At 74.6% G+C, this 26,048-nt stretch carries 22 protein-coding genes and 1 riboswitch; of the genes, 11 read left to right on the forward strand and 11 right to left on the reverse strand.

What is annotated here, in order from left to right; translation table 11 throughout:
* Window positions 1-154 precede the first annotated feature (154 nt).
* Window positions 155-1,936 carry an NAD+ synthase gene (locus HCN56_RS03520; RefSeq protein ID WP_167967975.1) on the forward strand — a complete coding sequence of 594 codons (1,782 nt, stop codon included), beginning with the start codon at window positions 155-157 and terminating at the stop codon, window positions 1,934-1,936.
* Window positions 1,937-2,065: 129 nt separating this feature from the next.
* Here the strand turns inward: HCN56_RS03520 and HCN56_RS26100 are convergent, their stop codons facing one another.
* On the reverse strand, window positions 2,066-2,380 hold the full coding sequence (locus HCN56_RS26100; RefSeq protein ID WP_167967976.1) for a DMT family transporter: 315 nt from the start codon (window positions 2,378-2,380) through the stop codon (window positions 2,066-2,068).
* An 11-nt stretch (window positions 2,381-2,391) separates the two neighbouring features.
* Window positions 2,392-2,453, reverse strand: a riboswitch (guanidine-III (ykkC-III) riboswitch).
* A 165-nt stretch (window positions 2,454-2,618) separates the two neighbouring features.
* Window positions 2,619-3,635: an endonuclease/exonuclease/phosphatase family protein gene (locus HCN56_RS03530; RefSeq protein WP_167967977.1), complete on the reverse strand. Its 1,017-nt coding sequence runs from the start codon at window positions 3,633-3,635 to the stop codon at window positions 2,619-2,621.
* 374 nt (window positions 3,636-4,009) lie between these two features.
* Between HCN56_RS03530 and panB the strand changes: the two genes are divergently transcribed.
* On the forward strand, window positions 4,010-4,903 hold the full coding sequence (gene panB / locus HCN56_RS03535) for a 3-methyl-2-oxobutanoate hydroxymethyltransferase (RefSeq protein WP_167967978.1): 894 nt from the start codon (window positions 4,010-4,012) through the stop codon (window positions 4,901-4,903).
* A 55-nt stretch (window positions 4,904-4,958) separates the two neighbouring features.
* Here the strand turns inward: panB and HCN56_RS03540 are convergent, their stop codons facing one another.
* From HCN56_RS03540 to HCN56_RS03550, 3 genes are all read right to left on the reverse strand, one after another.
* On the reverse strand, window positions 4,959-5,198 hold the full coding sequence (locus HCN56_RS03540) for a hypothetical protein (RefSeq protein WP_167967979.1): 240 nt from the start codon (window positions 5,196-5,198) through the stop codon (window positions 4,959-4,961).
* Between the two features lie 155 nt (window positions 5,199-5,353).
* On the reverse strand, window positions 5,354-6,115 hold the full coding sequence (npdG, locus tag HCN56_RS03545; RefSeq protein WP_167967980.1) for an NADPH-dependent F420 reductase: 762 nt from the start codon (window positions 6,113-6,115) through the stop codon (window positions 5,354-5,356).
* Between the two features lie 98 nt (window positions 6,116-6,213).
* Window positions 6,214-6,486: a hypothetical protein gene (locus HCN56_RS03550; protein WP_167967981.1), complete on the reverse strand. Its 273-nt coding sequence runs from the start codon at window positions 6,484-6,486 to the stop codon at window positions 6,214-6,216.
* 105 nt (window positions 6,487-6,591) lie between these two features.
* Here HCN56_RS03550 and map point away from each other — a divergent pair, with 105 nt between their 5' ends.
* Both map and HCN56_RS03560 read left to right on the forward strand, forming a co-directional pair.
* Window positions 6,592-7,458 carry a type I methionyl aminopeptidase gene (gene map / locus HCN56_RS03555; RefSeq protein WP_167967982.1) on the forward strand — a complete coding sequence of 289 codons (867 nt, stop codon included), beginning with the start codon at window positions 6,592-6,594 and terminating at the stop codon, window positions 7,456-7,458.
* Between the two features lie 83 nt (window positions 7,459-7,541).
* Entirely contained in the window at window positions 7,542-8,255 is a 714-nt protein-coding gene (locus HCN56_RS03560) for a biliverdin-producing heme oxygenase (RefSeq protein ID WP_167967983.1), read from the forward strand.
* Between the two features lie 170 nt (window positions 8,256-8,425).
* Here the strand turns inward: HCN56_RS03560 and HCN56_RS03565 are convergent, their stop codons facing one another.
* Both HCN56_RS03565 and HCN56_RS03570 read right to left on the reverse strand, forming a co-directional pair.
* Window positions 8,426-10,123 carry an HtaA domain-containing protein gene (locus HCN56_RS03565; protein WP_245245869.1) on the reverse strand — a complete coding sequence of 566 codons (1,698 nt, stop codon included), beginning with the start codon at window positions 10,121-10,123 and terminating at the stop codon, window positions 8,426-8,428.
* Window positions 10,120-11,619, reverse strand: a complete 1,500-nt coding sequence (locus tag HCN56_RS03570) for an HtaA domain-containing protein (RefSeq protein ID WP_167967984.1) — start codon at window positions 11,617-11,619, stop codon at window positions 10,120-10,122. Before HCN56_RS03570 ends, HCN56_RS03565 begins: the two co-directional genes overlap by 4 nt.
* Window positions 11,620-11,750: 131 nt before the next feature.
* Here HCN56_RS03570 and HCN56_RS03575 point away from each other — a divergent pair, with 131 nt between their 5' ends.
* From HCN56_RS03575 to HCN56_RS03590, 4 genes are all read left to right on the forward strand, one after another.
* Window positions 11,751-12,782 (forward strand): heme/hemin ABC transporter substrate-binding protein, encoded by a 1,032-nt coding sequence (locus HCN56_RS03575; protein WP_167967985.1) that lies wholly within the window; start codon window positions 11,751-11,753, stop codon window positions 12,780-12,782.
* Window positions 12,779-13,900, forward strand: a complete 1,122-nt coding sequence (locus tag HCN56_RS03580) for a FecCD family ABC transporter permease (RefSeq protein ID WP_167967986.1) — start codon at window positions 12,779-12,781, stop codon at window positions 13,898-13,900. Before HCN56_RS03575 ends, HCN56_RS03580 begins: the two co-directional genes overlap by 4 nt.
* Window positions 13,897-14,748 carry a heme ABC transporter ATP-binding protein gene (locus tag HCN56_RS03585; protein WP_167967987.1) on the forward strand — a complete coding sequence of 284 codons (852 nt, stop codon included), beginning with the start codon at window positions 13,897-13,899 and terminating at the stop codon, window positions 14,746-14,748. Before HCN56_RS03580 ends, HCN56_RS03585 begins: the two co-directional genes overlap by 4 nt.
* A gap of 249 nt (window positions 14,749-14,997) precedes the next feature.
* Window positions 14,998-16,464, forward strand: a complete 1,467-nt coding sequence (locus HCN56_RS03590; protein WP_167967988.1) for a sugar transferase — start codon at window positions 14,998-15,000, stop codon at window positions 16,462-16,464.
* 172 nt (window positions 16,465-16,636) lie between these two features.
* Here the strand turns inward: HCN56_RS03590 and HCN56_RS03595 are convergent, their stop codons facing one another.
* Window positions 16,637-17,587 carry a GDP-L-fucose synthase family protein gene (locus HCN56_RS03595; RefSeq protein WP_167967989.1) on the reverse strand — a complete coding sequence of 317 codons (951 nt, stop codon included), beginning with the start codon at window positions 17,585-17,587 and terminating at the stop codon, window positions 16,637-16,639.
* A gap of 167 nt (window positions 17,588-17,754) precedes the next feature.
* Here HCN56_RS03595 and gmd point away from each other — a divergent pair, with 167 nt between their 5' ends.
* From gmd to HCN56_RS03610, 3 genes are all read left to right on the forward strand, one after another.
* Window positions 17,755-18,792 carry a GDP-mannose 4,6-dehydratase gene (gene gmd, locus HCN56_RS03600; RefSeq protein ID WP_167967990.1) on the forward strand — a complete coding sequence of 346 codons (1,038 nt, stop codon included), beginning with the start codon at window positions 17,755-17,757 and terminating at the stop codon, window positions 18,790-18,792.
* A gap of 103 nt (window positions 18,793-18,895) precedes the next feature.
* Entirely contained in the window at window positions 18,896-21,679 is a 2,784-nt protein-coding gene (locus HCN56_RS03605; RefSeq protein WP_167967991.1) for a LamG-like jellyroll fold domain-containing protein, read from the forward strand.
* Entirely contained in the window at window positions 21,676-22,230 is a 555-nt protein-coding gene (locus HCN56_RS03610; RefSeq protein ID WP_167967992.1) for a hypothetical protein, read from the forward strand. Before HCN56_RS03605 ends, HCN56_RS03610 begins: the two co-directional genes overlap by 4 nt.
* A gap of 76 nt (window positions 22,231-22,306) precedes the next feature.
* Here HCN56_RS03610 and HCN56_RS03615 read toward each other — a convergent pair whose 3' ends face one another.
* The 3 genes from HCN56_RS03615 to HCN56_RS03625 form a co-directional block, all read right to left on the reverse strand.
* Window positions 22,307-23,542: a glycosyltransferase gene (locus HCN56_RS03615; RefSeq protein ID WP_167967993.1), complete on the reverse strand. Its 1,236-nt coding sequence runs from the start codon at window positions 23,540-23,542 to the stop codon at window positions 22,307-22,309.
* Between the two features lie 108 nt (window positions 23,543-23,650).
* Complete coding sequence (locus HCN56_RS03620) at window positions 23,651-24,469, reverse strand: FkbM family methyltransferase (RefSeq protein WP_167967994.1); 819 nt, start codon at window positions 24,467-24,469, stop codon at window positions 23,651-23,653.
* 90 nt (window positions 24,470-24,559) lie between these two features.
* Window positions 24,560-26,048 (reverse strand): hypothetical protein (locus HCN56_RS03625; RefSeq protein WP_245245870.1); only part of this gene is annotated, 1,489 nt, incomplete at its 5' end.

Raw genomic sequence — 26,048 nt, forward strand, 5'->3', positions numbered from 1 at the left:
TCCGCAATACCGGCGCGACGGTGCACGGGGGTGCGCGGGGGTGCGCGCCCGCGCGGTCCGGCCGTGACGCGCCTCACCGCGGGGGCGCGGGGTGACCGGCGACGCACCGCGCACATCTCGTCAGTTCGACGATTAGGGGCGTAGACTCGGCGACGTGCCTCAGCTACGACTTGCCCTCGCCCAGATCGACTCCCGCGTCGGCGACCTCGCCGGGAACGCCGACGCCGTGGTCGACCACACCCGTCGCGCCGCCGAGGGCGGCGCCCACCTGGTCGCCTTCCCGGAGATGATGCTCACCGGCTATCCCGTCGAGGACCTGGCGCTCCGCTCGTCCTTCGTCGAGGCGAGCCGGGCCGCGCTGACCGGGCTCGCCGCCCGGCTGGCGGGCGAGGGCCTCGGCTCGGTGCCGGTCGTCGTCGGGTACCTCGACCGGTCGGAGGCGGGAGCCCGCTACGGCCAGCCGGCCGGCGCCCCGCAGAACGCCGCCGCGGTGCTCCACGAGGGCGCGGTCGTGCTGAGCTTCGCCAAGCACCACCTGCCCAACTACGGGGTGTTCGACGAGTTCCGCTACTTCCTGCCCGGGGAGACCCTGCCGGTGGTCCGGGTGCGCGGGGTGGACGTCGCGCTCGCGATCTGCGAGGACCTCTGGCAGGACGGCGGGCGCGTACCGGCCGCCCGCGCCGCGGGAGCGGGGCTGCTGCTCTCCGTCAACGCCTCGCCGTACGAGCGGGACAAGGACGACACCCGGCTGGAGCTGGTGCGCAAGCGGGCGCAGGAAGCCGGCTGCACCACCGCCTACCTGGCGATGACCGGCGGCCAGGACGACCTCGTCTTCGACGGCGACTCCATCGTGGTGGGGGCGGACGGCGCGGTGATCGCCCGCGCACCGCAGTTCACCGAGGAACTGCTGCTGGTCGACCTGGAGTTGCCGGCCGCCGCCGAGGCCCCGGCCGGCATCGTCGCCGACGGCCTGCGGATCGACCACCGGACGGTCTCCGCGGAGCCGGTGCCCGCCTACGAGCCGGCGCACCCCGGCAACGTGGCGCCGGCCACCGGGGACGAGGAGGAGATCTACGGCGCGCTGGTGATGGGGCTGCGGGCGTACGTCCGCAAGAACGGCTTCCGTTCGGTCCTGATCGGACTCTCCGGCGGTATCGACTCCGCGCTGGTGGCCGCCATCGCCTGCGACGCGCTCGGCCCCGAGAACGTGCACGGCGTCTCGATGCCGTCCCGGTACTCCTCCGACCACTCCCGGGACGACGCGGCGGAGCTGGCGGAGCGCACCGGACTGCCGTTCCGCACGGTGGAGATCGAGCCGATGTTCGCCGCCTACATGGGCGCGACGGAGCTGACCGGCCTCGCCGAGGAGAACCTCCAGTCGCGGCTGCGCGGCACGCTGCTGATGGCGCTCTCCAACCAGGAGGGGCACATCGTGCTGGCACCGGGCAACAAGTCGGAGCTGGCCTGCGGCTACTCGACGCTCTACGGCGACTCGGTCGGCGCGTACGGGCCGATCAAGGACGTCTACAAGACCACCGTCTTCAAGCTGGCGCGCTGGCGCAACGAGCACGCGACCGAGCGCGGCGGGACGCCGCCGATCCCGGAGAACTCCCTCACCAAGCCGCCCAGCGCGGAGCTGCGGCCGGACCAGGTGGACACCGACTCACTGCCCGACTACCCGGTGCTGGACGCGATCCTGGAGCGGTACGTCGACCGCGACGAAGGGCACGCGCAGATCGTCGCGGCCGGCTTCGACGACGACCTGGTGACGCGCATCCTGCGCATGGTGGACACCGCCGAGTACAAGCGGCGCCAGTACCCGCCGGGTACCAAGATCTCGCCGAAGGGCTTCGGCAAGGACCGCCGCCTGCCGATCACCAACGGCTGGCGCGAGACCGGCGCCCACGACACGGCGCCCGGCTCCGGACTCGGCTGACCCCCGGACCGCGGTGGGCCCGCTCGGGGGACGGGCCCACCGCGCACGACGGCCGCACACCCGCGGATGTGCGGCCGTCGGTGTGCCGCGGTCGCCGGCAGTGCCTTGCACGCACGTACCGGCCCGCGGTCAGTGCACCAGCTTGAGGCCGATCACGCAGCCGACGATGCCCGCCAGGAACAGCAGCTTGAGCACGGTCGCCGGCTCACCACCGAAGGCCATGGCGTACCCGGCGGTCCCCACCGCGCCGATGCCCACCCACACCGCGTAGGCGGTGCCGACGGGCAGGGTGCGCAGGGCGAGGGCGAGCCCCGCCATGGACAGCGCGAGCGCCACCGCGAAGACGACGCTGGGTCCGAGCCGGGTGAAGCCGTGCGAGCGCCCCAGGGCGGTCGCCCAGACGGCCTCCAGCACTCCGGAGACGACAAGAAGAAGCCAGGCCACGACGATCCCTCCATGCGTCGTCTTGTCCTGGCCGGGTACGACGCACTCGTCCGGGAGCCTGTCGCGGCTCTGTCCCCACTCTCGCACACCGCCGGCGCGCGAGGCGCGCCCGGCGCACGGTGTTGCCCACGGGGTGGCCGAGGTCATAGGCCGCCGCTGCGGCGCCCCGCCGCCCGCGGGGCGCCGCCGGGCCGGGGGACGGCGCAGGGGGGGGCGGCGCTGTCAGGGCTCGGCGCGGTCAGGGATCGATGCGCGCGGCGACCGGGAGGTGGTCACTGCCGGTCGCGGGCAGCGACCAGGAGGAGACGGGCTCGACACCGCGCACCAGGATCTGGTCGATGCGGGTCATGGGGAACTGGGCGGGGAAGCTGAAGCCGAAACCCCGACCCGTGGCGCCCTGCGTGGAGCGCATCTGCGAGGTCAGCGGCGCCAGCGCCCGGTCGTTCATGGTCCCGTTGAGGTCGCCCAGCAGGATGATCCGCTCGTGCTCCTCGGCGGAGATCGCCTCCGCCAGTGTGGAGGCGGCGCGGTCCCGCTGCCCGGCGGTGAAACCGGACCGGAACTCCACGCGCACCGATGGCAGGTGCGCGACGTAGACGGCGACCACGCCTTGCGGGGTCTCCACCGTGGAGCGCATCGCGCGCGGCCACCCCATCCCGATGTCGATCTCCTCGCTGTCGCCCATCGGGAAGCGGCTCCACAGCCCCACCGTGCCCTGCACGCTGTGGAACGGGTAGCTGTCGTTCAACTCGGAGTCGTAGAGCTCCTCCTGGCCCTCCGGGATCTCCTGGAGCGCCAGGATGTCGGTCTCGGAGTCGATCAGGCTGCGCGCGGTGCCGCGCGGGTCCTGGTTGTGGGCGTCCACGTTGTGGCTGACCACCATCAACGCGCCGCCCTCGCCGGTCTTGTCGAGCAGCGCGCCGCCGAAGAGGTTGACCCACACCATGACGGTCACCGTGATGGCGGCGACGGCCGAGAGCGAACGGCGGATCAGGGCGCAGACCAACAGCACCGGCACCGCCAGCCCGAACCAGGGCAGAAACGTCTGGATCAGACTTCCCAGGTTGCCGACGGAGTTGGGCAGCTTGGAGTGGAGCAGCATGACCGCGGCGGTCAGCAGCGCGAGGGCGGCGATCACGAGGCCGCGGCGCCAACGGCCGGTGCGGTCGCTCCATCTGGAGGCCCGGCGCCCTTCACTCCCCGACTCACCGGCGTCGGGCGCCGGTGCTACTGCGGAGGTGTCGGTGCGTGCCATCTCTCCCCCTCGCTGGCCGTGACGTGTTGCCCCAGGAACCATAGGCGAGCCGACGTCCCGGTCCGACATCGGACGGTGTCCCTCCGTGGTGTTTCTCGCCTGGTCGAGTCCGCCCGGTGACCGCCGGTGTCGCCCCGGCGGCGGGTCCGCCGCGCCGTCACCGGCCCGTCACCACGGGGTCACGGGCGTCGCTCTCGGATACCGGGACGTCACTGAGGGACCGCGTGGTTCCGGGGCCGGGCCCGCGCGCGTCGTGACGGACGTCTCCCCGCGGTAGCGCCCGGCACCTTCTCGGCGGTGTGGCGGCGGTGGGACGATGGAGGTGATCCGGGGACGCCGAAGGGCGCTTCGAGACGACGAACAGGAGTTCTGCGATGACGCAGTCGAACGAGCCTGCCCGCACGCCGGGAGCACCCGCGTCGGGCGAGACGACACCCTCGCTCTACGGCGGCCGCGGCAGCCGCCGGGTCACGGTGCGCGACATCGCCGCCGCAAAGCGGCGTGGCGAGAAGTGGCCGATGCTGACCGCCTACGACGCCATGACGGCGGCGGTGTTCGACGAGGCGGGCATCCCGGTCCTGCTGGTCGGCGACTCGGCGGGCAACGCCCACCTGGGGTACGACTCCACGGTTCCGGTGACGCTCGACCAGATGGTCATGCTCGCCGCGGCGGTGGTCCGCGGGACGCGCCGGACGCTGGTCGTCGGCGACCTGCCGTTCGGCAGCTACCAGGAGGGCCCCGTCCAGGCCCTGCGCAACGCCACCCGCCTGATGAAGGAGGCCGGGGTCGGCGCGGTGAAGCTGGAGGGCGGCGAGCGCTCCGCCGAGGCGATCGACCTGCTGGTGCGGTCGGGCATCCCGGTCATGGCGCACGTCGGCCTGACCCCGCAGTCGGTCAACGCCTACGGCGGGCACCCGGTGCAGGGCCGCGGCGACGAGGCCGCCGAGCAGCTCCGCCGCGACGCCAAGGCGGTACAGGACGCCGGCGCGTTCGCGGTCGTCCTGGAGCTGGTCACGGCGGAGCTGGCGGCCGAGGTGACCGGGGAGCTGGCCATCCCCACCGTCGGGATCGGCGCGGGCGCCGGCTGCGACGCCCAGGTCCTGGTGTGGACGGACATGGCGGGGATGACCGACTGGCCCGGCGGGCGCAAGCCGCGCTTCGTGAAGGAGTACGCGCGGCTGCGCGAGGTCCTGGGCGACGCGGCGAAGGCGTTCGCGGAGGACGTCGTGGAGGGCGGCTACCCAGCGCCGGAGCACAGCTTCCGTTGACGGCGGCGGCGCGCCCCGGCTTCCCGGCAGGTCCGGCGGGAGGCCGGGGCGCGGCTCACTCCGGGGTGCCGGCGCCCTCCGCGACGGGGGCGGCCTCCCGGGGCGCGGCCGCGGCGCGCCGGTAGTACCAGGCCAGGTTCGAGGCGACGCCGGCCAGCAGCGTCCAAATCACCCCGAGCCAGATGTTGCGCATCAGGGCGAAGGAGATCACCGCCGCGGCCAGGGCGATCACGCAGACGATCACGGCCTGGACGGCCAGGCGGCGGGCGGCGGCGGGGGTGATGCGGCGGGGCATGGGGGGCTCTTTCGGTGCGGGGCGCTGTCGGGTACGTACCGGCCCATTGTGGCGCATGGGCGGCGGCCCTCGGCGGGCCGCCCGGCCCGGCTCCCCGGGACGGACGGCCGCCCGACTGCCCGCCCCCGCCGGGCGGGGGCGGGGACGGGCGCGGCTCAGATGTCGGTGAGCCGGATGCCCGCGTGGGCGCGGTAGCGGCGGTTCACCGAGATGAGGTTGGCGACCAGCGACTCCACCTGGTGGGCGTTGCGCAGCCGGCCGGCGAAGACGCCGCGCATCCCGGGGATGCGGGAGGCGAGCGCCTGCACGGTCTCGCAGTCGGCGCGGGCCTCCCCGAGCACCATGACGTCGGTGGGGATCTCCGCCAGCGAGGTGTCCTGGAGCAGCACGGCGGAGAGGTGGTGGAAGGCGGCGGTGACGCGGGAGTCGGGCAGCAGGGCGGCGGCCTGCTCCGCCGCGCTGCCCTCGGGCACGGTCAGCGCGTGGGCGCCCTTCTTGTCGAAGCCCAGCGGGTTGACGCAGTCGACGACCAGCTTCCCCGCGAGGTCGTCCCGGATCGCGGTGAGGGTGGCGGCGTGGCCGTCCCAGGGCACGGCGACGATCACCACGTCGCTGCGGCGGGCGCACTCGGCGTTGTCGGCACCCTCCACCCCCACGGGGCCGAGCAGGTCGTCGGCGGCGACCTGCCGGGCGCGGTCGGCCGAGCGGGAGCCGATGACGACGCGCTGCCCGGCGCGGGCGAGGCGGTAGGCGAGGCCGCGGCCCTGGTCACCGGTGCCGCCGAGCACCCCGACGGTCAGGCCGGAGACGTCCGGGAGGTCCCAGGGGTCCTTGGGTGCGGGCTTGCCGGTGGGGGCGGCGCCGGGGCCGGCGTCCGGCGCGGGCGTCGGGTCGGTGGGCTGGTCCGAAGTGGTCATGACCCGATCCTGCCAGGCGGCAGAAGCGGTGCGGCGCGCCCCGCCCGCGACACCCGCCCCGGGCGGCCGGCTTCGGAGGGCAGCCCTTCGCGGCGGGGTCAGCCCTTCCCGGGGCCGCCGCCGGCGCCCTCCGCACCCTCGGCGCCGTCGTCCTCGTCCTCGTCGCGCCAGCGCGGGTCGTTGCGCCACTCCTCGTCCCGTTCCTGCGCGGTCGCGATGGCGCGCTCGGCGTCCTGGCGGGTGGCGTAGGGGCCCAACCGGTCCGTGGCGGGGCACTGCATCCCCTCCTCGACCGTGCGGTGGCGCAGGCAGTAGTACCACTGCCCGTCCTTGCCCTGCGTGTCCTGGGAGCTGCGTCGGAAGAGAGCCATACCGTCATCCTGCCCGCGCCGGGCCGCTCCGACCACCTGCCGTGCGGGCGGGAGCGGCCGACGTGGGCGGCGGTCGGCCGACGGCCGGGTCTTAGACTCGACGGCATGTCTGCGCAGTCGCTCGTCAGCCCCGGGACCGTCTCCCCCCTGCGGTCCGTCCCCTCCTCCATCCGGCGCCCCGAGTACGTGGGGAGAAAGGCGCCGCGACCGTACACCGGGCCGGAGGTGCAGGACGCGGAGACGATCGAGCGGATGCGGGTGGCCGGCCGGCTGGCCGCCCAGGCACTGGTGGAGACCGCACGGCACATCGCGGACGGGGTCACCACCGACCGGCTGGACGAGGTGGCGCACGAGTTCCTCTGCGACAACGGGGCGTACCCGTCGACGCTGGGCTACCGCGGGTTCCCCAAGTCGCTCTGCACCTCGGTGAACGAGGTGATCTGCCACGGCATCCCGGACAGCACCGTGCTGCGGGACGGCGACATCGTCAACCTGGACATCACCGCCTACATCGGCGGGGTCCACGGCGACAACAACGCCACCTACCTCGTCGGCGGCGAGGAGGCGGTGGACGAGGAGTCGCGGCTGCTGGTGGAGCGGACCCGTGAGTCGCTGAACCGCGCGATCAAGGCGGTGCGGCCGGGGCGTCAGATCAACGTCATCGGGCGGGTGATCGAGTCCTACGCCAAGCGCTTCGACTACGGCGTCGTCCGCGACTTCACCGGCCACGGCATCAACACCTCGTTCCACTCCGGGCTGATCATCCCCCACTACGACTCGGCCGAGCACACCACGGTGATGGCGCCGGGGATGACGTTCACCATCGAGCCGATGCTGACGCTGGGGACCCACGACTGGGACATGTGGTCCGACGACTGGACGGTCGTGACCAAGGACCGCAAGCGGACGGCGCAGTTCGAGCACACGCTGGTCGTGACCGCCGACGGCGCGGAGATCCTGACGCTGCCCTGAGCCGACCGCCGCGGGACGCGGACCGGATCTTTACCGACAGCATGTCGGCAACACCTTGACTTAGGCTTACCTAAGTCGAGAGGATGACGGGGCACGGCTGCCTGCCGCGCCCCGTCCCCGGCCCCCGGAGGTCCGTTGTGACCGCGCCCGTCGCGACACCCTTTTCCACGCAGATCCGCGAAGCCTCCCACCAGCAGCACACCGAGGCCGAGAACTCCTCCTTCATGAGCGACCTCCTCGGCGGCGGGCTGGGCGTCGAGGCGTTCCGGCTGTACACCGAGCAGCTGTGGTTCGTGTACCGCGCGCTGGAGGCGCCGACGGCGCAGCTGGCCGCGGACCCGGTGGCGGGGCCCTTCGTGCGCCCCGAGCTCGCCCGAGTGGCGCAGCTGGAGCGGGACCTCGACCACATGCACGGCTCGGCCGACTGGCGCACCTCGGTGCGGCCGCTGCCGGCCACCGCCGCCTACGCGGAGCGGATCACCGAGACGGCGACGGGGTGGACCGGCGGGTACGTCGCCCACCACTACACGCGCTACCTCGGCGACCTCTCGGGCGGCCAGGTGATCCGCTCCATCGCGGAGAAGACCTGGGGGTTCGAGACCAAGGGCGACGGGGTGCGGTTCTACGTCTTCGAGGGGATCGGCAACCCGGCGGCGTTCAAGCGCGAGTACCGGGCGCTGCTCGACGCGGTGCCGGGCGACGACGCCGAGCGGCTGCGGATCGTGGAGGAGTGCAAGCGCGCGTTCTCGCTGAACTCCGCGGTCTTCCAGGACCTGGGCGCGGCCACCGCGCGCTGACCACCGCGCACCGACACCAGGCGCTGATCAGCGCGACGACGCCGGCCCGGCGGGGCTCACCCGCCGGGCCGGCGTTGCGTCGTCCCGGTCCCCGAGGGGCCGCACGGGTGTGGACGTGCCGCTGCCCGCCCGGTCTGTCGGGACCGGGCGGGCAGCGGCGTGAACGGGTGTCAGTCGGCCAGCGGGGAGGCGCTGCGGCGACGGGTCACCCAGTAGGCCGCGCCGCCTGCGACGGTCACGGCTGCGGCGAGGCCCGCGAGGGCACCGGCCGGGGTTCCGGTGGAGGCCAGGGAGCCGGAGCCGAAGCCGCCGCCCGCCAGGCCGCCGGAGACGCCGCCCGAGGCGCCGCCACCGGCGATCGGGGTGGTGCCACCGGTCTGCGGGGCGGGGCTGTTGCCGCCGCCGGAGGGCAGCTCGGCGTCGTCGTCCAGCGAGACGGCGACGGTGAGCGGGTCGAGGTCGGCACCGGCCTCGTAGAAGCCGCCGAATGCCTCGGCGCCCTCGTCCGTGAGGACGGCCGGGACGTTCTCCAGGAGGATCACGTCGTCGACCGGGTTGAGCGCGGCGGCCGGCAGGGTCAGGTCGGCGACGACGACGCCCTCGTACTCGACGACGTCACCACCGAGGGTGTGGGAGACGACGTCGGCGACGAGGACGCCCTCGGTGCCCTCGAACGCCACGGCCAGCTCGGAGAACTTGAGGTCCAGCTCGTACTCGCCGTCGGCCTTCTCGTGGCCGACGAACTGTACGCCGCCGTCGAAGGCCGCCACCAGGGCGTCGGCCTCGGCGTCGAACTCACCGACCGCGTCCGGGAACTGGTAGGTCCCGTCGCCGTTCTCCGTTGCTGCGCCGAGCAGTTCGACCGAGCCGCGGGCGATCGGGCCGGTCACGTAGGTGCGGAAGGACTCCCGCACGCCCCAGTCGAGGGTGCCGTCGGCGATGGTGCCGGAGACCGGCTCGTCGTCGGCGTCGGTGTCGTCGTCCTTGCCGTCGTCGTCACCGCCGTTGTCCCCGTCGCCGGGGTTGTCGGTGTCGTCGTCACCGCCGTTGTCACCGTCGCCGGGGTTGTCGGTGTCGTCGTCCTTGCCGTCGTCGTCACCGCCGTCGTCGTCGCCGTCGCCGGGGTTGTCGGTGTCGTCGTCGCCACCGTTGTCGCCGTCGCCCGGCTCGCCGGTGCCCGGCTCGCCGGTGTCGTCGTCACCGTCGTCCCCGTCGCCCGGTTCACCGGGCTCGGAGGGCGGGACGGCGCTGACGGTGAGGGTGGCCGGGTCGAGCGCGGTGCCGGCGTCGTAGAAGCCGCCGAAGGCCACCGAGCCCTCGGCGGTCAGCGTGGCCGGGATGTCGGCGAAGACCATCGCGCCACCGGCACCCTGCCCCGGGCGGACCCCGCTCATGTCGAGGCTCGCGAACTCCACGTCCTCGGTGGTGTCAGCGCCGACGGTGACGTCGGCGCGGATCGCCCCGCCGGTCCGGCCCTCGGTGACGACCTTGAGGTCGGAGAGCTTGAGGTCCAGCACGCCGCCGTGGCCCTCGAAGTGCACGCTGCCGTTGAACTCGGTGGCCACGGAGTGGGTGCCGAGGTCGTAGCTTCCGGTGCCGCCCGTGAAGGCGAAGGTGCCGTCGTCGTTGCGTTCGGCGCCCTGGTCGAGAGTGATGCTGCCCTTGGCGATCGGGCCGCTGATGTAGTTGCGGAAGGACGCCTGGACGCCCCAGTCGAGGGTGCCGTCGACCAGGTCGTAGGTGGCTGCGGGTGCCGCGGTGTCGGCTGCCGCCGGCGCGGCGAACGCTGTCGCGGACAGCACCGTCGCAGTGGCTGCCGCGAGCAGCAGGCGGCCCGTGCGGGCGCCGCGCATACGTATGGCGGTCATCGTTCGGTGGTCTCCTTGTCGGTGTCTTCGGAGGGAGTGGTGGCCGGGCGGGCACCGGAGGTGCGGCGCCGGACCAGGTATCCGGCCCCGGCGAGCGCCAGCAGGGCGATCGCGGCGGCGGCCGGCAGTGGCACGGGGGTGGAGGAGGAGTCGTCGGCGGTCGACTCAGCGGCCAGGGGCTCCGGTTCGGCGGCCGGCTCGGGCTCGACCTCCTCGACGGGCTCGCTGCCCAGGTCGGGCAGCGGCGGCAGTTCCGCATCGTCGCTGACGGCGACGGCGAGGGTGAGCGGGTCCATGACGGTGCCCTCGGCGTAAAGGCCGCCGAACGCCTCGGCGCCTTCGGCCGTCAGCTCGGCGGGCGCCTCGGAGAGGTGGAACAGCCCGTCCTCGACGGCCAGTTCGGGCACCTCGAAGGTGACCAGCGGCTGGGCCTCGGCGGTGCCGTCGGCGGTGGTGACGTCAGCGGTCATCGTGCCGGAGCCGTCGGCCACCTCGACGCGGACGGCGTCGACGAGCAGGTCGAGGTCGTTGCCGGTGAAGTGGAGGCTGCCGGCGAACGCCGCGGTCAGCGCACCGGCCTCGGCGTCGAGTTCGCCGGTGCCGTCGGGGAAGCGGAACAGCGCGCCGCCGTCCTGGGCGCCGTCGGCGAGTTCCCAGCCGCCGTCCGCGATGTCGCCGGTGACGAACTCGCGGTAGGTGCGGCGCACGCCCCAGTCGAGCGCGGCGTCGGTGATCTCGGCGGCGGCGGGCGCCTCCTCGGCGTCCTCGGCGTCCTCGTCCTCGTCCGCCTCCTCGTCCTGCTCGCGCGCCGCGTCGTCCGGTGCCGGGTCGGGGGCGGGCTCCGCCGGGTCGGGAGCGGGGTCGAGGGTGTCGGCGGTGAAGGTGACGGGGTCCAGCGGGTCACCGGCGGCGTAGTAGCCGGCGAACGCGGTGGCACCGTCGGTGGTGAGGGTGGCGGGGGCGCCGGTGACGGAGATCCGGCTGCCGCCCCGCAGGTCCACGCCGGAGAGGTCGAGCGAGGCCAGGGCGACGCCGCTGGCCTCGTTGACCTGGCCGGAGCCGCGGGCCTTGGAGCGGATGTCGGCGTAGAGGGTGCCGGAGGCGCCGTTGACGCGGACCGACGGGTTGCTGATCGTCAGATCCAGTTCGGGCACGCCCTGCTCGTCGAAGTGGCCCTGGAAGCGGACGCCGCCCGAGTAGGCCGCGGAGACCGCGCCGGTCGCCGGGTCGTAGCCGCCGGTGGCGGAGTGGAAGCGGAACTGGCTGTTGCCGACGGTGCCCGCCCCGCCCGAGAGTCCCCAACTGCCCTGCGCGATGGGGCCGGTGATGTAGGTCAGGAAGGACGAACGGACCCCCCAGTCCAACCGGCCCCCCGATACGGTGCGTTCGGCCGCGTGCGCCGTGGGCGCCGGGAGCATGGCCAGCGTGAGGGCCGCCAGGACGACGCCGAGGAACCCCGCGAGGGAGGCCCGGCGACGGGCGGGAGTGGGCAGCATCGGATGCCTCCGAACCAGGGGCGATGACTGAGGTTAGGCTAACCTAAACTACGGTTGGCCGTGATCGGAACCCCGGGCCCCGGGCGGACCGCCCGGACCCCGGAACCCGTTGCCCAGAAAGGCGGAGCCAGGTGCAGCACCGACCCAGACTCCTCGGAACGCTCCTCGCGACCCTCGCCCTGGCCGTCGCCGCGACCGGCTGTGCCCAGGGCCCCGACGCCGGCGACGGAAGCGGGGCCGCCTCCACCGGCACCACGGCGGAACCCGCCGCGGACCGGCTGGAGCCGCTCGACGGCCCCTCACCCGAACCCGCGCTGCCGACCGAGGTCGAGTCCGCCGACGGCACGGCGGTGACCGTCACCTCCGCCGACCGGGTCGTCCCGCTCTCCGGCTCACTCGCCGAGATCGTCTGGACCCTCGGCCTCGGCGACCGCGTCGTGGCGCGCGACGTCACCGCCACCTTCGAGGAGGCGGCCGACCTGCCCGTCGTCACCCGCGGCCACGAGGTCTCCGCCGAGAGCGTGCTCTCGCTCCGCCCGGACGTGGTCCTGGTCGAGGACAGCACCGGCCCCGCCGAGGCGATCGACCAGATCCGCTCCGCCGGCATCCCCCTGGTCGTCTTCGAGACACCCCGCGAACTCGACGCCGTCACCGGCCGGATCGAGGCGGTGGCCGCCGCGCTCGGCGTGACCGGGGCGGGGGAACAGCTCGTCGACCGCACCCAGGAGCGACTCGACGCGGCGCGCGCGGCGATACCCGAGGGCGGCGACGCGCCCCGCGTCGCCTTCCTCTACCTCCGCGGTACCGCCAGCGTCTACCTGCTGGGCGGCGCCGGCTCCGGTGCCACCTCCCTCATCGAGGCGGCGGGCGGCATCGACGCCGGTGTCGAGTCCGGCCTGGACAAGGACTTCACCCCCATCACCAGTGAGGCGCTGGCCGCCGCCGCCCCCGACGTCATCCTCGTCATGACCAAGGGCCTGACCTCCGTCGGCGGCGTCGACGGACTGCTGGAGATCCCGGGCATCGCCGAGACCCCGGCCGGCATGGACCGCCGCATCGCCTCCGTCGACGACGGCGTGCTGCTGAACTACGGCCCCCGGACCGACGAGGTGCTCGCCTCGCTCACCGAGCAGATCCACGCGGGCGCGGCGGAAGCCCGGTGAGCCCCTCCCCCGCCACCGCCACCGCCGACCGGGCGACCGGCCCCGCCGGACGACCGGCTCCCGACGCACCGCCGGCCAGACCCCGCACCCGGGCCGCCCGCGCCGCCGCCCTCACCGTCGGGCTCCTCGCAGCGCTGGTGGTCACCGCGCTGGCGGCGGCCTCCATCGGCGCCTACCAGATCCCGTTCGGGGACATCCTCGCCTCCGTCGCCCACCGCGCGGGGCTCGGCGGGCACGAACTCGACCGCGTCGCCGAGTCGGTGCTGTGGAACGTCCGGCTCCCCCGCGTCGTCCTCGCCCTGCTGGTCGGCGCCTCGCTGGGCTGCGCGGGCGCGTTGATGCAGGGCGTATTCGGCAACCCGCTGGCCGAGCCCGGCGTCATCGGCGTCTCCGCCGGCGCCGCGGTGGGCGCCGTCGCCGCCATCGCCTTCGGCATCACGCTCTTCGGCAACTGGACCGTCACCGTCTGCGCGTTCATCTCCGGACTGGCCACCGTGCTGCTGGTGTACGCGCTCTCCCGCTCCGGCGGCCGCACCGAGGTCGTCACCCTCATCCTCACCGGCGTCGCCGTCAACGCCTTCGCGGGCGCCCTCATCGGCCTGTCGATCTTCTTCGCCGACAACGCCCAGCTCACCGAGATCACCTTCTGGCAGCTGGGATCGCTGTCGCAGGCGACCTGGCCCAAGGTCCTCGCCGTGCTGCCCTGCGCCGTCCTCGGCCTGATCGCCGCGCCCTGGTACGCGCGCCGACTCGACCTGCTCGCCCTCGGGGAGAAGCCCGCCCGCCACCTCGGGGTGGACGTCGAACGGCTCCGGATCGCCCTGGTGCTGGTGGTCGCGCTGCTGACCGCCGCCGCCGTCGCCGTGGCCGGCATCATCACCTTCGTCGGGCTCCTCGTCCCGCACCTGCTGCGCATGGTCGCCGGTCCGGGCCACCGGTTCCTCGTCCCCGGCAGCGCGCTGCTCGGCGCGCTGGTGCTGCTCGCCGCGGACCTGGCCGCCCGCACCCTCGCCGCCCCCGCCGAACTGCCCCTCGGCGTGCTGACCGCGCTGATCGGCAGCCCCTTCTTCTTCTGGCTGCTGCGCCGGACCCGTCGCCGCCAGGGAGGCTGGGCATGACGATCGACCAGGTGATCACCCGGCTGCTGGGCAACCGCGCGGCACGGCCACCCGCCCCGCACCACCCCGGGGACGTACTGGCCGAGGCGCGGGACGCCACCCTCCGGCTCGGTGGCCGACCGGTCCTCGACGGGGTCTCCCTGACCGTCCGGGCCGGTGAGGTCCTCGCCCTCGTCGGACCCAACGGCGCGGGGAAGTCCACCCTGTTGGCCGCACTCGCCGCCGACGCCCCCGTCGAGGGCGGCACCGTCCTCATCGACGGCAAACCGGCCGACTCCTGGAACGCCCGCGAACTCTCGCTGCGGCGGTCGGTCCTGCCGCAGGCGGCCACCCTCTCGTTCCCGTTCCTCGTGGACGAGGTGGTCCGCATGGGCCGCGCCCCCTGGGCCGGGACCGCCGCGGAGGACGAGGACGAGGAGGTCGTGGCGGCCGCGATGGCCGCCACCGAGGTCACCGCGTTCGCCCCGCGGCCCTTCTCCGCCCTCTCCGGCGGCGAGAAGGCCCGGGTCGCGCTCTCCCGCGTCCTCGCCCAGCGCACCGCGGTGATGCTCCTCGACGAGCCCACCGCCGCACTCGACCTGCGCCACCAGGAACTCGTCCTCACCGTCTGCCGGGAGCGCGCCCGGGCCGGGGACGCGGTGGTCGTCGTGGTGCACGACCTCGGGCTGGCCGCTGCCCACGCCGACCGCGTCGCGGTCCTCGCGAGCGGCCGGATCGTCGGAGAGGGCCCACCCGCCACCACCCTGACGCCCGAACTGCTGACCGAGGTGTACCACCACCCGGTGGAGGTGCTGGCCCACCCCGACACCGGGGTGCCGATCGTCCTCCCCGTGCGCCCCGGCCGCTGACCTCCGCACCCCGGCGCACGCCGCCCCGTCGCGCCACGACCGGCGCGACGGGGAACCGGCCAACACCGGTGGTCGTGCGCGCAAAGTTTCCACCAACGGAACCCGAACCTCCACGAAATCCCCTACTCTCGTCTGGGTGTCCGGGCCCGCAGGGGGGAGACAACTGCGGTGCCCCGGCCCGTGGTTCCACGAAGACGTGTGCTGACTCAATGGAGACTTCGGTCTGGGGGGTTCATGCGGAACGCGGGAATGTCCAGGCACGCCCCGGGGGACAAACCGTCACTGGCGGCCGACGGGCCCCGACCCGCCGGCGGCTCCAAACCCGCCTGGTACGCGCCGCTCACCGTCGGCGTCGACATCGCCGGGGCCCTGTTACCCCTGGCAGCGGTCCACCTCGCCATCGGCCGACCGCACGCCCTGCTGACCGCGACCGTCGCCACAGCCGGCTGGACCGTCATCCGCTGTGCCCACCGCCGCTACGCCCTCCGCCACCTCGCCGAGTCCCGCGGGCTGCTCGCCGCCCTCCACGACTGGGCCCTCCTGGTCGGCCTCCTCGCCGTCCTGCGCGTCCTCGGGGGCGAGGCCTCGCCGCCACTCACCTCCCTCGCTGCGCTGCTGCCCGCGCTGGTCCTCACCGCGGGTACCGGCGCCCTCCTCCACCACCACCTCACCGCGGAGCGGCGCCGCGCCCACGCGCTGCGGCGGGTGCTGCTGGTGGGCGAGGCGCCGGGCGCCGACGACGTCGCCGCCCGGCTGGCGGCGGGAACGGACCACCCGTACGTCGTGGTGGGCGTCGTCCCGGTGGGCGACGGCTCCCCGGCGTCCGGGGTCCCGGTCTGCGGACGGCTCGCCGGCCGGGGGCCCGCGGCCGAACCCCATGACGGGGCCGCGGTGCTGGAGGCGGCGACCGGGCTCCGCGCGGACCTGGTGCTCGCCGTCCCGGGCTCCCGCCTCTGCGGGGAGCGGCTGCGGCGCGTGGGCTGGGCGCTGCAGGACGCGGGGCTGCCGCTGACGGTCTCCTCCGGCCTCACCGACGTCGCGCCCCGCCGCCTCGCGGTGGGCGAGGCTGCCGGCCTCGGCCTGCTCCACCTCGCCCCGCCGGTCCGCCGGGGTGGCGCGACCGCGCTGAAGGCGGCGCTCGACCGCACCGGCGCCGCCCTCGGGCTCGTGCTGCTGGCACCGCTGTTCGGCCTCGTGGCGCTCGCGGTGCGGCTGGACTCGCGCGGGCCGGTGCTCTACCGGCAGCGCCGGGTGGGACGGCACGGCGTCCCGTTCACCATGTGGAAGTTCCGCACCATGGTCCGCGACGCCGAGCGGCTCCGCCCGCAGCTGGAGGAGGCCAACGAGGCCCACGGCGGCCCGCTGTTCAAGCTGCGGCGCGACCCCCGGGTGACCCGGATCGGGCGGCTGCTGCGGCGCAGCTCGCTGGACGAGCTGCCGCAGCTGCTGAACGTGCTGGCGGGCAGCATGTCGCTGGTCGGGCCGCGCCCGCCGCTGCCGGAGGAGGCCGCGCAGTACACCCCGACCGAGGCCCGCCGGCTGCGGGTGCGGCCCGGGATGACCGGCCCCTGGCAGGTGGGCGGCCGCTCCGACCTCTCCTGGGACGAGGGCATCGCGCTCGACCTCTCCTACACCGACAACTGGTCGCTCACCCGGGACCTCGACATCCTCGCCCGCACCGCGCGCGCCGTGACCGGCGGCCGCGGCGCCTACTGACCGCCGCCCCGGCTCCGGCGCCCGCCCGCACCGCGGCCCCGCGCCCCGACGCCCCGTTTCCCGATGCCCCGGTCCCCGACGCCCGGGCGCCCGTCCGGCCCGGACGCCGTGCCCGGTCGCCCGCCGCGGCGCCCCGGCCGGGCGGCGGAGAGCACCGGCCGGGGCATTCGCCTCAGGAGTCCTTGTGTTCCAGCCACCACCGGTAGGTGTCCCGCACACCGTCGGCCAGCGCCACCGCGGGCTCGAACCCCAGTTTGCGCAGCCGGCCGACGTCCAGGAGCTTCCGCGGGGTGCCGTCCGGCCGCGAGGTGTCCCAGACGATGCGGCCGCCGAACCCGGTCACCTCGGCGACCAGGGCGGCCAGTTCGGCGATCGCGATGTCCTCGCCGCAGCCGACGTTCACCGGGTCCGGCTCGTCGTAGGCGCGCAGCAGCGCGGTGCACGCCCGCGCCATGTCGTCGCTGTGGAGGAACTCCCGGCGGGGGGTGCCGCTGCCCCACAGCACCACCTCCTCGCTGCCGCCGGCGACCGCGTCGTGGAACCGGCGCAGCAGGCCGGGCAGCACGTGGGAGGTCTCCGGGTCGAAGTTGTCGCCGGGGCCGTAGAGGTTGGTGGGCATCGCGGAGATCCAGCGGCGGCCGTACTGGTGCCGGTAGGAGCGCACATGGCTGATGCCCGCGATCTTGGCCAGCGCGTACGGCTCGTTGGTGGGCTCCAGCGGTCCCGTCAGCAGCGCGTCCTCGCGGATCGGCTGCTCGGCGTGCTTGGGGTAGATGCAGGAGGACCCCAGGAACAGCAGCCGGTCCACGTCGGCGGCGTGGGCGCCCGCCAGCACGCTGAGCTGGACCCGGAGGTTGTCCTCCAGGAAGTCCACCGGCCAGGTGGAGTTGGCCATGATGCCGCCGACCTTCGCGGCGGCCAGCACCAGCACGTCCGGGCGGGCGTCGCGCAGGAACGCGGCGGTCGCCTCGGGGTCGCGCAGGTCGAGTTCGGCGCGGGTGCGGGTGATCACCTCGTGCCCCTCGGCCGTGAGGTACCGGGTGAGGGCCGAGCCCACCAGGCCGCGGTGCCCGGCCACGTAGACGCGGGCCGAGGGCGGCAGCAGTGCGGGAGCTGTTGTCATGCCGCGGATTCTGCCAGCCGCGGGCGCGGTGGCGGCCCGGCTGCCGGCAGCGGTCCCGATTTCGCCGTTCCCCCCGCAACCACCGCGCCGCTGGGGCAGAATGCCCGCCGGCGCTCCATCGTTCACCGCCGCCCGCGCACGCGGGCGCTGACCCCCGGGGGCCACCGATGAGTCCTGAGTCCACCAGCTTCGCGGGCCGCTCCGCACTGATCACCGGGGTGACCGGGCAGGACGGCTCGTACCTCGCGGAACTCCTGCTCGACAAGGGCTACACGGTGCACGGTCTGGTGCGCCGGTCCTCCTCGTTCAACACCGAGCGCATCGACCACATCTACCAGGGACCGCAGGAGCCGGGCCGCACGCTGGTGCTGCACCACGCCGATCTCGCGGACGGTGTCGCCCTGGTCAACCTGCTGCGGGAGATCCGGCCGGACGAGGTGTACAACCTGGGCGCGCAGTCGCACGTCCGGGTCTCGTTCGACGCCCCGCTGTACACCGGGGACGTCACCGGCCTGGGCTCGCTGCGGCTGCTGGAGGCGATCCGCGCCTCCGGGGTGGCGACCCGCATCTACCAGGCGTCGTCCTCGGAGATGTTCGGCGCGGCGCCGCCGCCGCAGAACGAGCGGACGCCGTTCCACCCCCGCAGCCCCTACGGCTGCGCCAAGGTGTTCAGCTACTGGTCGACGGTCAACTACCGCGAGGCGTACGGGCTGTTCGCCTGCAACGGCATCCTTTTCAACCACGAGTCCCCCCGCCGGGGCGAGACCTTCGTGACCCGCAAGATCACCCGGGCGGTGGCCCGCATCCGCGCGGGGCTCCAGGACCGGCTGTACCTGGGCAACCTCGACGCGGTGCGCGACTGGGGCTATGCGCCGGAGTACGTGGAGGCGATGTGGCGGATGCTCCAGCAGGACGACCCCGACGACTACGTGGTGGCGACCGGACAGGCGGTCTCGGTCCGGGAGTTCCTGGACGCCGCCTTCGAGGCGGGCGGCCTGGACCAGTCCCGGTACGTGCGCTACGACCCCAAGTACGAGCGTCCCAGCGAGGTGGACGCGCTGATCGGTGACGCCTCCAAGGCGCGCGAGCAGCTGGGTTGGCGGCCCACCGTCGGCTGGCGCGAGCTGGCCGCCCTCATGGTGCGGGCGGACATCGAGGCGCTGGACGCGGAGTTGGCCGGCGCCCGGGTACGCGTGGACCGCTGACCGCCCGCACCACCGGTCCCACTCCCCGTCCCACCCCGGCCCGTCCAGCCGTCCACCCCGTCCACCCCGTCCACCCCCCACTCATCCAGAACCGAGGGACAGCATGAGACCGATCCGAGGCGGGCTGTGGCGCCGCGCCGTCGTGTACAGCGGGGTGCTCGCGCTCTTCGCCGCACTGCCGGGCACTGCCGCGGCCCAGACCGGGCCGCAGGCGGCGGAGGCGGCTCCGGCGCTGACGCCGCCGGTGGGCATCACCGCCGACGAGCTGCCGACCTGGCAGACCAACGGCATCGTCTGGGCGCTGGCCGAGGCCGGCGGCACCGTGTTCGTGGGGGGCACGTTCTCCACCGTCCGCCCGCCCGGGGCCGCGGCCGGCACCCAGGAGGAGCCCGTCGCCAACTTCGTGGCGCTGGACGCCGCCTCCGGGGAGCCGGTGGCCGACTGCGACCTGCGGTTCACCGCAGGGTCGGTCGCCGCGGCGGTCCGGTCGCTGGCGGTCTCGCCCGACGGCGCCACCCTCTACGTCGGGGGCACCTTCGGCTCGGTGAACGGGGTCGGCGCCTCCAATGTGGCGGCGTTCGACACGACCACCTGTGAGCGCCGCAGCTTCCCCGTGGCGGTCCCCTCCACCGTTCGCGCGTTGGCTGCGACGGACGAACGCGTCTACCTGGGCGGCGACTTCAACACAGTCGCCGGCCAGCCGCGGCAGCGCTTCGCCGCCGTCACCACCGCCGGGGCGCTGGAGGGCTGGCGAGCCGACGCCGACGAGCCCGGCCGGGCGATCGAGGTGACGCCCGACGGCGACAACGTCATCCTGGGCGGCGACTTCTTCCGGCTCAACGGACGCGACTCCCACGCGCTGGCGGTCGTGGACGCGGTCACCGGCGCCACCACCCGCGACTACCCGCTGGGCTTCATCGAACAGCGCTCGGTGGTCAAGGGGCTCACCGTGGACGACACCGGCTTCTACACCGCCAACGAGGGCACCGGGGGCGGCGCGTTCGACGGCCGCATCGCCCTGGAGCTGTCCACCTTCGACCAGCGGTGGCGCGACACCTGCCTGGGCGCCACCCAGGACGTCACCGTCCACCAGGGGGTGCTGTACAGCGGCCACCACGCGCACGACTGCTCCACCATGGGCTCCTTCCCCGACGGCCCCCGGTTCCACCTGTTCGCCCAGTCGGTGGACGACCCGACCCTGCTGGGCTGGTTCCCCGACACCAACGACGGCCTCGGTGAGGCCATCGGGCCGCGGGTCATCCTCACCGCCGAGGACCTGCCGCAGGACGACCGGGACTTCATCTGGGTCGGCGGCGGCTTCACCACCGTCAACGGCAGCCCGCAGTGGGGACTGACCCGGTTCGCCTCCGGCCCGGACACCGGGGCGCCGGAGCGCCCCGAGGTCTCGGCGCACAGCCTGGCCGCCGGGGAGGCGACAGTGACCTGGCGCTCCAGCCTGGACCTGGACGACAGCCTGCTGACGTACCGGGTGTACCGGGACTCCGGCACCACCCCGGTCCACACCGTCCAGGGCTCCTCCTACCCCTGGCAGCGGCCGCAGCTGTCCTTCACCGACACCGGGCTCACCCCCGGCCAGTCGTACAGCTACCGGGTGACGGCCTCGGACGCCGCGGGCAACACCAGTGCGCAGTCACTGCCGGCCACGGTGACGGCGGCGGCGGGCTCACAGCCCTACGCCGACGCGGTGCTCGCCGACGACCCGGTGCTGTACTGGCGCCATGACGAGACCGGCGGCTTCTACGCCTCCGACGTCTCCGGCAACGACAACAGCGGTGTGCACCGGGGCAACCCCTCCCGGGGCGTCACCCCGGCCGCGGTCCCGTACCCCGGCGCCCGGGGCATCGGCTACACCGGCGGGATCACCACCTACACCTACAGCGACACCGCCTTCGACTCCCCCGGCCGCTTCTCGGTCGAGACCTGGTTCCGCACCGAGAGCACCCAGGGCGGGCGGATCATCGGCTTCAGCCGCAACATCTGGCGGACCAGCACCTCGTACGACAAGCATGTCTACATGCGCGACAGCGGCCAGCTGGTGTTCGGGACGCAGGGCAGCGGCCGGCAGTTCGTCACCAGCCCCCGCTCCTACAACGACGGCCGGTGGCACCACCTGGTCGCCACCCAGGGCACCAACGGCCTGCGGCTGTACGTGGACGGGCAGTTGGTCGCCTCCAACGCCAACATCACCAGCAACCTGAACTACCGCGGCTACTGGCGCACCGGCGCCGACAACCTCTCGGGGTGGAACAGCCGCCCGTCGAGCGACGGCTTCCAGGGGCAGCTGGACGAGACGGCCGTCTACCACCACACCCTGACCGCCGCCCGGGTCACCGCCCACCACAACGCGGCGAGCGCGCCGGTCGACACCGTCACCACGCTCCAGCCCACCGCGGACACCTACGTCAACCAGGGGGCCCCCTCCGCGACCCACGGCAGCAGTACCTCGCTCGCGGTCCGCGGCACCTCCGGCTACGAGACCTACCTCCGGTACGCGCTGCCGCAGGCGCCGCCCGGCACCGTGCTGAAGGCGGCGGCGCTGCGGGTGCGGACCACCAGCCAGGAGTACGCGGGCTCGGAGGACTCCCACACCGTGGTCCCGGTGACGGGCAGCTGGTCGGAGGCGGCCACCAGTTGGAGCACCAGGCCCACGCTGGGCACGGCGGTGCTCGGCACCATCGCCGCCGGGACCGTCCCCAACGGCCACTACTCGGCGCCGCTCACCGTCTCGGCGGTGCGGCCGTCGCTCGGCGGCACGCTCGACCTGGCGGTCACCAGCACCGGCACCGACAACCTCTGGTTCTGGTCGCGGGAGGTGGCGGCGGTCGACAACCGGCCGCAGCTGCACCTCACGTTCGGTGCGCCGTGAGGACGCGACACGGCGGGCGGGCGCTCGCGGCGGCGCTGCTCGCGGCGGCGCTGCTCGCCGGCTGCGGGTCGGGGCCGGACGGCGGGGAGTCCCCCGCCGCGCCGGCCGGCAGCGCCGCCGAGGGCGACGCCGCGCCGGAGGTGCCGGACGCCGACCGCGACGCGGAGAGCCCCGACGACGCCCGGGAACCGGACGCCGACGGCTCGGACGGCTCGGACGGCTCCGACGGCACGGGCGGGGCGGACGCCGGGGGCGGTCCGTCCGGCGAGGGCGCGGTGGACGAGGAGGGCGCACGGCACGGCGAGACCGTTCCCGAGGTGCCGCTGGAGTTCAGCGAGGACCAGCGGGAGTTCCTCGACGCGCAGGAGTCGCCGCGCGGGGCCGACCCCGGGGCGCTGCTGCTGCTCGGCGAGGAGGCGTGCGAACGGCTGGGCTACCTGTCGCGGCACGCCCCGGAGGCGATCGCCGAGGCGGTGGAGGACGGGGAGATCCCCGGCGCGGAGGAGGCCGTAGCCCACCTCTGCCCGGAGCACGCGCCGTTGATGCCCTGAGTCACGGCGCGCGGCGCCTGCGCGGCGGCGGGCGCCGTCGCGCAGGCGTGCGCCGTGGCTCAGGCGGCGCCGTGGCTCAGGCGTGCGCCGCCAGCACCTCCGCGTAGAGCCCCCGCAGCCGGTCGGCCACCGCACCGATCGTGAACCGCTCGGCCACCAGCCGGTGCGCGGCGACCGAGGCGGCCTCGTTGGCGGCGGGCTCCAGCAACTCCAGCACAGCGGCGGCGAGCAGCGCCCCGTTCCCCTCGGTGGCGCTGTCACCGGGGCGGGTGTCCGGGGCGGGGGCGAGCGGCGCCCCCGGGTGCCCGGTGAACCCGGCGTCACCGGCCACGGCGGCCACCACCCGCCCGGCGCTGGCGCGCAGCACGTCGGGGGCGAGGCCGTTGGTGGCGGTGACGACGGCCGGCAGGCCGACCGACAGCGCCTCCAGCGCGCTCACCGGGAAGGTGTCGAAGGTCGAGGGCAGCACGTAGACGTCGGCCGAGCGCATCAGCGCCAGCACGCCCGCGTGGTCCTGCGGTCCGGCGAACTCCAGGGCGTCGGCGACGCCGAGCTCCGCTGCGCGGGCCGTCAACCGGGCGGCCGTCCCCCCGGTGTCCGCGCCCGCGAGGACGAACCGCGCGTCGGGGTGGACCGCCCGCACGGCGGGGACGGCCGCGAGGAGGTCGGCGGGGCGCTTGCCGTCCTCCAGCCGCGCCAGGAACAGCACCACCGGCGGGCCACCGCGCTCGGCGCGCGAGGGGCGGCGGTGCTGCTGCGCGGCGACACCGTTGACCAGGCGGCGGGAGCGTGCCGGGAGGTGCGGGGCGGTCACCGCGGCGACGCCGAGGCGGTCGGCGTCGGTGAGGTGGAGCAGCATGTCGGCGCCGCGCAGCACCCGCCGCACGCCGAGCGCGTCGGCCAACCGGGCCGCAGGAACGCTTGTGGGGTCGATCATGCCGTGCGTCTGGAGCACCAGGGGGCGGCCGCCGAGCAGGGCCCGGAGCGCCACGGGGAAGGTCACCAGGTCGCGGGCGAGGTGGACGTGGACGATGTCGGCGGAGCGGACCAACCCGCCGGCCCGGGCCAGCAGCGACGGCGAGGTCACCCCGGCGAAGCCGAACCCGGGTATCAGCCGCCGCGCGGGGAACAGCTTCACCGGCACGCCGTCCACCGCGCGCGGCAGCGCCCCGGCGAACCCCTCCCCCACGGTGAGGACGGCGGCGTCGTCACCGGCGGCCCGTAAGGCGCGGCAGAGGTTGAGGGCGACCCGGGTCGGCCCGCCGAAGACGTGGTCGGGCGAGTGGTGGGTGACGACGTGCAGCACGCGCATGGTGCGGTTCCCCTTCCGGCCCGGTGACGGGCCCGGTCTGGGCCGCCCAGCGCGCGGTGGCGGGGCGGCGGAGGTGCGTCGCGGCGGGGCGCCGGCCGGCGCCCCGTGTCAGGGGCGCCGGCCGGGAACGGGGCCGTCGGCGGGCGGCGCGGGGGCGCCGGCCGCGTCGGTGGCCGCGGGGGCGCCGGGGCTGCCGGGTTCCTCCGCGTCGCGGAAGAGCACGAAGTCCGCCTGGAGCATCTGCCCCGTGCGCGGGTCCACGTAGCCGGGAATGACGGCCATGGGGGTCATCCCCAGCCGTCCGACGACCAGGTCCAACGTGTCGGAGAGCAGCATCGACCCCTCGTAGAGCGGCACGAACGAGGTCTCGACCTGGAGGCCGGCGCACTCGGCGGCCCGTTCGCCGGCGCCCCGCAACACCTGTTCCTCGTAGCCCTGGACGTCCAGTTTCAGGAACACGCGCTCACCGGGCCGGACGATCTCCGGCCACAGCTCGTCCAGCCGCCGCAGCCGCGCCTCCTCCGTCCCGACGTAGCGGGCGTGCGGCGCCGCCTCCGCGTGGAGGTCGAGCATGGGCAGCAGGGAGCTGCTCGCGCCGCGGTTGCCGGAGACGTTGACGGTGGTGGTGCCCGAGCTGTCGCCCAGGGCGTAGGGCAGCGCGGTCCAGCTGGGGTCGGCGTCGGCCCGGCGGGCGAGCGCGCGGCCGGGGGCGGCCAGCGGTTCGAAGGAGACGATGCGCCCGGCGTAGCCCGCGCGGCGCAGCATCGCGCCGTACTCGCCCTCGTTGGCGCCGACGTCCAGGACCACGTCCACCCGGTGGGCGCGCAGCAGTTGGGCGAGCTGCGGCCCGGCCCAGCCGGCCGGGTAGCGGGTGATGTCGACGCCGAGGCGGCGGACGGCGTTGCGGAGGCGGTGGAGGACACTCATCGGTGCGGGCACTCCTCGGTTCGGGCCGGCGCGTCCGGTGCGGACGGGCCGGCGGGGCGGGCCGGTGGCGCGGGGCGGGCGGCCGCGGCGTCACCGCAGCCGCCGGTCCGGGCGGTCCCGGAAGCTGGTGACGAGCGCCAGGCAGAGGGCCGCGATGACGATGCGGCCGGTGGCCTGGAGCAGCGACCCGCGCAGCAGAATGAAGCTGTACCCGGCGATCAGGGGGACAACCACGGCGAACACGTTGCCGGGGGCGGGGTCGTGGAGGGTGCGGTCGACGTAGCGCCGGTCGGCGCGCCCGGCGCCGTAGCCGACGGCGAGCAGTCCGGCGGTCATCCCCAACGGTCCGAAGTCGATCCAGAGTTCGGCCCACAGCGGCGAGGAGAGGTTGGTGTTGTTGGTGCCCATCCACTCCCCGACGAGGACCCCGCTGTCGAGCGGCTTCTCCTCCCACAGGGTGCGGGGCACGAAGAAGAGGACGGAGCCGAGGAGTTGGCGCCCGAAGGTGTGCTGACCGTCCTCGACGTAGGAGATGTGGTTGGCGAACATGCCGACCTGGTCGTAGTCCTTGACCGTGAGGGGTTCCAGCAGCGAGTCGGTGGCGGCCGGCCGTGCGGCGTCGTCGGCGTAGCGGTAGCGGTCGGCGAACGGGAAGATCAGCAGCGCCACGATGACGCCCAGCGCCAGCGAGGCCCGGTACATCACGGGGCTGCGGGGGAACACCGTGAAAAGTAGCGAGAACAGCACGGTGAGGAACCAGTAGCGGGGGTTCGAGACCGGGTTGTTGACGACGACGTTGACCGCCAGCACCAGCGCCCAGGCGGCGAGGACCCCCGGGCGCCGCCGGGCGTCCCGGGAGGTGACCAGCCAGCGGGTCAGCAGCAGCAGCGACAGCAGCACGGGGACGGTGCCGAAGCCGCGGAGCAGGGCGTTGCCCGCCTCGCCCGTCTCCTGGTCGACCTCGCCGGCGGTGGCCTCGGCGAGTCCGGCGATGATCTCTTCGCGGCTGGTGAAGAAGACCGCGGGGCCGCCGAGTTGCACGATGAGCAGTGAGCTGGCGAGCAGCGAGAAGCCGACGAGCAGCCACAACCGCGGCCGGTCGACGCGGGCGGGGCGGCGGGCGCGGCGCCGCAGGCTCGGCCGGTTGCGCGCCAGGAGGGTGCCCACGTCGAAGGCGACCATGCCGAGCAGCACCAGCGCGGTGGCCAGCACGGTGTCGGAGCGGGGGCCGACCACGGGGGTGGGGTCGCGGCCGAGCACCGACTGCGCCAGCGGAGCGATGCCCATCGCCAGGTAGCAGAACAGCCAGAACGCGCCCTGGACCAGGCGGCGCCGGCCGGCGAGCACCATGGCGCAGAGCCGGGCGCCGGCGTAGCAGGCGACGACGAACTGCAGGGCGAAGGCGGTGTCCCGGACGCCCTCGCCGGGCTGCGCCGCGACGGCGAAGGGCAGTGCGGCGACGACACCGAAGATGAGCGGGAAGGCGGTGGCGCGGGAGAGCCCGGCACGGGCCGCGGCCCGGCGGGGCTCGGGAGGCGGAGCCGCAGCGGGCCGGGCGGCCGTCGCGGGCCGCGGGGGC

Origin of the sequence: Streptomyces lonarensis (assembly GCF_012033735.1) — a bacterium.
Taxonomy (GTDB): Bacteria; Actinomycetota; Actinomycetes; order Streptomycetales; family Streptomycetaceae; genus Streptomyces; species Streptomyces lonarensis.

What these genes read in the sequence shown, in the direction of transcription:
- HCN56_RS03590 (WP_167967988.1), top strand. Translation starts at nt 14,998, where the DNA reads ATGTCCAGGCACGCCCCGGGGGACAAACCGTCACTGGCGGCCGACGGG.
- HCN56_RS03585 (WP_167967987.1), top strand. Translation starts at nt 13,897, where the DNA reads ATGACGATCGACCAGGTGATCACCCGGCTGCTGGGCAACCGCGCGGCA.
- map (WP_167967982.1), top strand. Translation starts at nt 6,592, where the DNA reads ATGTCTGCGCAGTCGCTCGTCAGCCCCGGGACCGTCTCCCCCCTGCGG.
- HCN56_RS03565 (WP_245245869.1), bottom strand. Translation starts at nt 10,123, where the DNA reads ATGACCGCCATACGTATGCGCGGCGCCCGCACGGGCCGCCTGCTGCTC.
- HCN56_RS03615 (WP_167967993.1), bottom strand. Translation starts at nt 23,542, where the DNA reads ATGCGCGTGCTGCACGTCGTCACCCACCACTCGCCCGACCACGTCTTC.
- HCN56_RS03560 (WP_167967983.1), top strand. Translation starts at nt 7,542, where the DNA reads ATGACGGGGCACGGCTGCCTGCCGCGCCCCGTCCCCGGCCCCCGGAGG.
- npdG (WP_167967980.1), bottom strand. Translation starts at nt 6,115, where the DNA reads ATGACCACTTCGGACCAGCCCACCGACCCGACGCCCGCGCCGGACGCC.
- HCN56_RS03550 (WP_167967981.1), bottom strand. Translation starts at nt 6,486, where the DNA reads ATGGCTCTCTTCCGACGCAGCTCCCAGGACACGCAGGGCAAGGACGGG.
- gmd (WP_167967990.1), top strand. Translation starts at nt 17,755, where the DNA reads ATGAGTCCTGAGTCCACCAGCTTCGCGGGCCGCTCCGCACTGATCACC.
- HCN56_RS03595 (WP_167967989.1), bottom strand. Translation starts at nt 17,587, where the DNA reads ATGACAACAGCTCCCGCACTGCTGCCGCCCTCGGCCCGCGTCTACGTG.
- HCN56_RS03540 (WP_167967979.1), bottom strand. Translation starts at nt 5,198, where the DNA reads ATGCCCCGCCGCATCACCCCCGCCGCCGCCCGCCGCCTGGCCGTCCAG.
- HCN56_RS03620 (WP_167967994.1), bottom strand. Translation starts at nt 24,469, where the DNA reads ATGAGTGTCCTCCACCGCCTCCGCAACGCCGTCCGCCGCCTCGGCGTC.
- HCN56_RS03605 (WP_167967991.1), top strand. Translation starts at nt 18,896, where the DNA reads ATGAGACCGATCCGAGGCGGGCTGTGGCGCCGCGCCGTCGTGTACAGC.
- HCN56_RS03530 (WP_167967977.1), bottom strand. Translation starts at nt 3,635, where the DNA reads ATGGCACGCACCGACACCTCCGCAGTAGCACCGGCGCCCGACGCCGGT.
- HCN56_RS03570 (WP_167967984.1), bottom strand. Translation starts at nt 11,619, where the DNA reads ATGCTGCCCACTCCCGCCCGTCGCCGGGCCTCCCTCGCGGGGTTCCTC.
- panB (WP_167967978.1), top strand. Translation starts at nt 4,010, where the DNA reads ATGACGCAGTCGAACGAGCCTGCCCGCACGCCGGGAGCACCCGCGTCG.